General features: G+C 34.9%; 9 protein-coding genes and 1 pseudogene. 5 read left to right on the forward strand and 5 right to left on the reverse strand.

Annotation, left to right across the window (positions count from 1 at the left end; all coding sequences use genetic code 11):
- The 5 genes from ACZQCL_RS05090 to ACZQCL_RS05110 form a co-directional block, all read right to left on the reverse strand.
- Nucleotides 1-161: metallophosphoesterase (locus ACZQCL_RS05090; RefSeq protein WP_482482043.1), on the reverse strand; the 161-nt coding region annotated here is incomplete at its 3' end.
- The gene (locus ACZQCL_RS05095; protein WP_482482035.1) at nt 158-913 is read right to left on the reverse strand and encodes an alpha/beta hydrolase; all 756 of its coding nucleotides are present in this window, start codon (nt 911-913) and stop codon (nt 158-160) included. The genes ACZQCL_RS05090 and ACZQCL_RS05095, both read right to left, overlap by 4 nt.
- Nucleotides 910-2,106, reverse strand: coding sequence for an ATP-grasp domain-containing protein (locus ACZQCL_RS05100; RefSeq protein ID WP_482482037.1), 1,197 nt, complete (start codon nt 2,104-2,106; stop codon nt 910-912). Before ACZQCL_RS05100 ends, ACZQCL_RS05095 begins: the two co-directional genes overlap by 4 nt.
- Before the next feature lie 4 nt (nt 2,107-2,110).
- A complete protein-coding gene (locus tag ACZQCL_RS05105; protein ID WP_482482039.1) occupies nt 2,111-2,623 on the reverse strand; it encodes an NUDIX hydrolase in 513 nt (170 codons plus the stop codon).
- A 53-nt stretch (nt 2,624-2,676) separates the two neighbouring features.
- The gene (locus ACZQCL_RS05110) at nt 2,677-3,381 is read right to left on the reverse strand and encodes an N-acetylmuramoyl-L-alanine amidase family protein (RefSeq protein WP_270489546.1); all 705 of its coding nucleotides are present in this window, start codon (nt 3,379-3,381) and stop codon (nt 2,677-2,679) included.
- A 90-nt stretch (nt 3,382-3,471) separates the two neighbouring features.
- On the opposite strand from ACZQCL_RS05110, the gene ACZQCL_RS05115 reads away from it, so the two are divergent.
- From ACZQCL_RS05115 to ACZQCL_RS05135, 5 genes and pseudogenes are all read left to right on the forward strand, one after another.
- Entirely contained in the window at nt 3,472-4,203 is a 732-nt protein-coding gene (locus ACZQCL_RS05115) for a segregation and condensation protein A (RefSeq protein WP_118114513.1), read from the forward strand.
- Between the two features lies 1 nt (nt 4,204).
- Nucleotides 4,205-4,750, forward strand: coding sequence for an SMC-Scp complex subunit ScpB (gene scpB / locus ACZQCL_RS05120; protein WP_418519891.1), 546 nt, complete (start codon nt 4,205-4,207; stop codon nt 4,748-4,750).
- A 3-nt stretch (nt 4,751-4,753) separates the two neighbouring features.
- Entirely contained in the window at nt 4,754-5,482 is a 729-nt protein-coding gene (locus ACZQCL_RS05125) for a pseudouridine synthase (RefSeq protein WP_117926343.1), read from the forward strand.
- Nucleotides 5,482-6,201 (forward strand): RsmE family RNA methyltransferase, encoded by a 720-nt coding sequence (locus ACZQCL_RS05130; RefSeq protein WP_186998412.1) that lies wholly within the window; start codon nt 5,482-5,484, stop codon nt 6,199-6,201. Before ACZQCL_RS05125 ends, ACZQCL_RS05130 begins: the two co-directional genes overlap by 1 nt.
- A 7-nt stretch (nt 6,202-6,208) precedes the next feature.
- Nucleotides 6,209-6,482 (forward strand): annotated as a pseudogene (locus ACZQCL_RS05135) (tRNA (N(6)-L-threonylcarbamoyladenosine(37)-C(2))-methylthiotransferase MtaB); the annotation flags it as partial.

A 6,482-nucleotide genomic window follows, 5' to 3' on the forward strand; every position in this document is an offset into this window, starting at 1 on the left:
TCAATTAAATCTCCTAAAAGAATCAAACAATCTTCATTGGGCTTATAAGAAATTTGATCTAATAATTTTAAATATAAATCTAAATTTCCATGGATATCACCGATGACAATCTTACGTTTAGCTTTTGTTTCAAGCTTTTGAATCACTACACTTCGATTCATTGTACCAAGAAAGGAAGGAATGTATCACATTCTTTTTCCCAGTCTTCCTCACAATGTCTTCCTTCAGGAATTACATTGTACAAGACGTTGACTCCTTTTTTAGATAGGGCATTGCCAATTTCTGTACAAGCCTTTGTTTGCCAAACAAAATCATGCATCAAGCTTGTTTCATTTGAACCCCAAGATAGATAGATAGAAGTGTTCTTTTGAATATGACTTTGATGGATATCTTTCAGAATCGCATCCATACTTTCTAATACATATGGAGAAATCACAATGGCCTTTGAATATACATTGGAATAGGCATAGGCTGCATATAAAGCCATTAAACCACCACAGCTGCTTCCACCAATAAATGTATTCTTTCTTGTTTTTTTGGTTCTATAGTGATCATCTATATAAGGTTTTAATTCATGTACGAAAAAATCCATCGTTTCTTCTCCTTGACCTTCAAAAGAGCCATATTCCGGATCATAGAAAGAGTAGGGAGCGTATTCCTTTAAGCGATTATTTCCAACATGGCTACATTCTTGTCCAACAACAATCATATCGATACCTAGCTTTTCTATATGTTGTTGAATATGAATAGCCTTGCCATAAGTGGCATATGCATCTAAAAAGATATTGTGTCCATCAAAGGCATATAAAACAGGATATTGTTTATTACTTGTATCATAGTCATCGGGTAAATAAATAAAGATTTTTCTTGTTTCATTAAGCTTTGTCATGAAAAGTTCTTTTTCAACGATCATAATCGATCCTTCCTTCTTAATGCACTCTTAAAGAATTCATCTCGCCTTGCAGGACTTGTAAATTTGGCAACAATTGCGACATCGCCCATCGCAGCCGCAAAAGCTTCAGGAAGATATAAGACTTCAATCACATCTTCTTTAAACATCTCTTCCACTTCTTTTACTGTAAAACGATATTTGATGGAGTTTCTTCTTCCTACAAAACCAGCCGAATATCTTCTAAGCTTTGAATAAGAAGCACTTTGTTTCAAGATGACTTCGGCCCATAAACGATACACATCCAATTCTCCGGCATAATTCATTAAATCCGGACAGAATCCTCCTGGTGGTCTGAAATTCACTTCTAAGCCAAAGGCGCGTCCCTTTTCGCCTAAACCTTGCACATCATGATTCAATCGAAAGAATTCGCAATGGAAGAAGCGATTCTTGATTTTAAACGCATGGATCGTTCTTTGTACAATGTCACGACATTCATCACTGATCTCAAAAGTTGTATAACAACCAATACTTTGTTGGTAAAGCACAGAATCCATGCAATTACCGACATATTCTAAGCTATTCAAATAGCGAATGTCCCCGTTTTCATCACAAATACCATCTAAGGTAAAGATATCTCCATCGACATATTGTTCTAGAATCATCACATGATCCTTTGTCTGCATATATACCGATTCTAATTGTTCAGCATTCATGATCTTGTAAGTCATGCTTGCACCTACACCATGATCGGGTTTCATGACTAATGGATAGCCTACTTGTTTGGCAAAATCTAAGCCATCTTTAAGTGTATGTAGTACTCTATAATCTGCCACAGGAACGTTAGCTTCTTTATAATATTTTTTCATTTGTGACTTGGATTGAAGTTCTTCAATTCTTTCTAGAGAAAAACCTGTTTTCACATTGAAATCATCACGAAGACGTGCATCTAAATCCAACCAAGCCTCATTATTGGATTCGATCCAGTCAATCTTTCCATACTTAAATGTAAAATAACCACAAGCTTTGACCATTTCATCATAATCATGGAAACTTTTTACGACATAGATCTCGTCACAATATTCTTTTAATTCTTGTTTCAATTGATTGTAGGGTGTATCGACAATGGCTAAAACTTTAGCTCCATTTTCTTTTAAACCCCTACAAAACATCCAGTAGCTTTCTGGATAGTTTGGTGAAATCACCACAAAATTCATAATCTTAATTCCTTTCTGCCATCATTTGACTGATCGCAATCACAGTCTTACCATCATCAATCTTTCTGTTTCTTGTATACTCAAAGGCAGTTTCTAAATCCAGCCACAAAGTATCAATTTCTTCATCTTCATCTAAGCTAAGTTTTATATCCGCTTTTCTTGGGTTGATCGCTTTATAAATCCAGATTCTTTCATCGCAAAAGCCTGGAGTGGATACAAAACTTAATAATAGTTCTAGCTTATCACAAGCCATACCCGTTTCTTCATTTAATTCACGAAGACCACATTCCATTGGATTTTCACCATATTCGAGTTTACCTGCCGGAATTTCTAATGTTTCTTTACCAATAGCCGGACGCTCTTGCCTTACAAGCAAAATTTTACCATCAACGATACAAATCACACCTACACCACCTGGATGGCGGATGATGTCTCTTTTATAGGTTTTATTCTTGATTTCAACATCTTTTTGGACTAAATCAAAAATAATTCCTTTATATATTAATTTTTCTTCCATAAATTACCTCTTTTTTCTTTCAATTATAGCACAAAAAAACACTCCGAAGAGTGTTAGTTGATTTGATCTAAAAAGCTTTCTGTGATCGCATTCGCAATCTTTTGTTGGAAAGTTTCATCCGTTAATTTTGTGTAGTCTTCACTATTGCTTAAATATCCAAGTTCTAATAGAATCGAAGGAATTTGACTATCATATAAGATAGGGAAGTTTTCATAATGATCCGAATCAATACCTTCAAATTGCGATAGGTTGATGGAATTCATGGTTTGGGCAAGCTTTTTGGCAAGCTGAATCATATTATCGTTAGGCTGCGTAAAAATGGAGTAGCCTTTGGATAGAGAATCCGAACTTGAATTCATTTGAATAGAAATTAAATACTTTGCCTTTTGCGAGTTGATTGAAGTAATACGATCTTCTGTTGAAAGAGAAGAGTCATCACTTCTTGTATACACGACGTTATATCCTACCGAAGCTAGACTGTCTCCAATCTTCTTGGCAATAATCAAGTTTAGATCTTTTTCACTCGTATGTCCATCACTTGTATATCCTGCATCACTACCTCCATGACTTGCATCAATACAGATGACAGCTTTCGATTTACAGCGCGAATTGTCAACTGTATCATTGGTAATAATTGTCGAATTGGTTTGTTCAGGAACATCGATTTTTGATTTTTCTTTAATTTGTTTATTTAAATTTGGCTGAATGACCATCGCTAAAAACAACGCAAAAATTAAAAAGAGAATGGCTCTACGCATGACATACCTCCTGTCTAATTATTCTAACATTACTCGTTAGAGATGAAAAGCTTTTTAAAATTTGTTATAATGGCTAATATGGGTGATAGTATGGATTTTTTAATAACGTTAGATCAGTTCGAAGGTCCTTTGGATCTGATGCTGCATTTGATCAAAGAAAATAAATTGGATCTGTTTGACTTAGATATGAATGTTTTGGCAACACAATATATTGATTATATTCATGCCATGCAAAACATGCATCTAGAAGTAGCTAGCGAATATTTGTCAGAGTTGGCAAGTCTTATCGCATATAAGTCAAAGAAGCTTCTGCCAAGAGAAACAGTTGAGGTAGAAGAAGAATATGAAGAAGATCAGCGTGATCAACTGGTCGCAAGATTATTAGAGTATCAAAGATATAAAGAAGTAAGTCTAGCCTTAAAGGAAGATTACGAACAAAGACAACTGCATTTTTCGCGTCCCGTTTCTAGTTTAGTGGAAGAATGGAAAGTACCTGTTGAAAGTGATACTTTAGAAGCACAATCACCTTATGATTTAATGAAGGCAATGCGCCATTGTATTGTGCGTATGGAGCTTTTACAACCGTATGAAACAAAGATCACAATCAAAGAATTATCAATCGAAGAAAGAGCAGTACAAATCAAAGAGAGAATGAAACATCTTGAGGGGTCTATTTCATTTCAAAATCTATGTGCAGATTGTACAAGCTTACATATGGTGATTGTGACTTTTTTATCGATATTAGATTTAATACATGAAAAATGGATGACGTATTCCATTGATGAGACGCAAATGATTTGGGTCGCAAGAGAGGATTTGTAGAATGGATAATGCGAAAGCGATATTAGAAGGTCTTTTATTCTTAAGTGGAGAAGAAGGCTTGACTATGGATCAGATGATGCATGGTCTACAAAATTTAGAAATGGATGATATACGTGTCTTATTGGATGCGTTAAAAAAAGAATATTCGAGTTCTTCAAAAGGAATTGAACTTGTAGAATATGCGAATCGTTTTAAGTTTGTCACAAAAGAATTTGTATATCCTTATGGCAAACAATTATTTGAAGAATATAAACAACCCACCCTTTCACAGGCTGCCATGGAAACTTTAGCTATTATTGCTTATAAACAACCGATTACGCGTGTTGAAATTGAAGAGATTCGTGGTGTAAATTGTGAAATGATGTTAAAGAAATTAGTGGCTCGTGGCTTGATTGAAGCAAAAGATCGTTTAGATGCGATTGGAAAGCCCTTATTATATCGTGTAACCGATGAATTCTTGGATGCTTTTCAATTGGAAGATCTAAAAGAATTGCCGGAACTACCTCAAACTAAAAACAATAGTGAAGAATTATTTGAAGGAGAATAGACAATGGAAAGACTACAAAAAGTAATTGCCCAAGCAGGTATTTGTTCAAGAAGAAAAGCCGAAGAATTGATTTTAGATGGTAAAGTCAAAGTCAATGGAAAAGTATGTGACGTTTTAGGTACAAAAGTATCGAACCAGGATAGTATTGAAGTCAATGGAAATATGATTTCGAAAGAAGAAAAAGTATACTACATCATGAATAAACCAAAAGGTTGTCTATGCACAAGCAGTGATGACAAGGGCAGAAAAACCGTATTGGATTACATGCCACAAAACCAAAGAATTTTCTCTGTAGGACGTTTGGATTATGATACGAGTGGTGTTTTACTACTTACAAATGATGGCCAATTCTGTAACCATATGATTCATCCTCGTTATCACTTAGAAAAGACATATGTTGTCAATCTTCAAGGTATCTTAAGTGATGATGACATCAAACAATTACGAAGAGGATTAAAAACTAAGACAGAAAAGTATCAACCGGCAAAAGTATTTGTGCTTCAAAAAGATTTAACGCGTAATCGTACCCAATTCGAATTAACGATTTCAGAAGGAAAAAATCATCAGGTTAAAAATATGATGTTGGCATTAGGCCATGAAGTGCGTCGTTTGCACAGAGTGAAGTTTGCGTTCTTAGACGTAAAGGATTTAAGAGCCGGAGAATATCGTCGTCTAAAACCATATGAAATCAAACAATTGAATCGCTTAAGTATGGAAGGCGAACAAAAATAATGAAACAAGTTTATTTAGATCAAAATGTTTCGGTACAGGATGTAATTTGTTTAGATGTTAAACAAGCGCACCACATCTTTGATGTACTTCGTACGACATCAAAAGAAAAGATTCGTATTGTTACTAAAAATTCAGGGGTATTCTTTGGGCATGTTGAAAATAAGCCTAATTTAGTGATTGATTCCATGGTGGATGTCTTTGAAGAAAATCAATCGATCACCTTATGTTGTGCTTTGATCAAACAAGATAAGTTCGAATGGATGCTTCAAAAAGCTTGTGAACTTGGAGTTCATAAAATCGTTCCTTTTGTATCGAAGAATACAGTGGTAAAACTGGATGAAAAAAAAGCTGAAAAGAAACTCATTCGTTGGAATGAAATCTTACTTGCGGCTACCAAACAGTGCAACCGCAATACGTTAGTGGAATTAGAGCCTGTGATTGCGTTAAAGGATCTATCAAATTATAAGAGTGAATGTAATTTAGTGGCCTATGAAAAGGAAAATGATCCTTCAAAACATATGGCCCATTATTTAAAAGACAATCCACAATCCATTACTGTATGTATTGGGCCTGAGGGTGGATTTGAAGAGAGTGAAATTCAAGTATTAAATGAATTTGGTTTTGACAATTGTTCTCTAGGTAAAAACATCTTACGTGCAGAAACGGCTGCTTGTTATGTGTTGACAGCTATTGAATACCAAAATCATGTGGAAGGATAAGGGATAAATGAAATTTTCAATTATTACACTAGGCTGTAAAGTAAATGCGTATGAATCACAATACTATGCAGGTCAATTAGAAGAATTAGGATATGAACAAGTATCACCGGATCAAGCGTGTGATATTTGTATCATCAATACGTGTACTGTCACAAACACAGCCGCCAGCAAATCACGTCAAAAGATTCATTATGCCAAACGAATGAATCCAAATGCCTTATGTGTTGTTGTGGGATGTTTTGTGCAGTTCGCAAGTGAAGATGAAAGAAAGGCTTTGGATG

The sequence above is a fragment of the Holdemanella sp. genome (genome assembly GCF_056804935.1).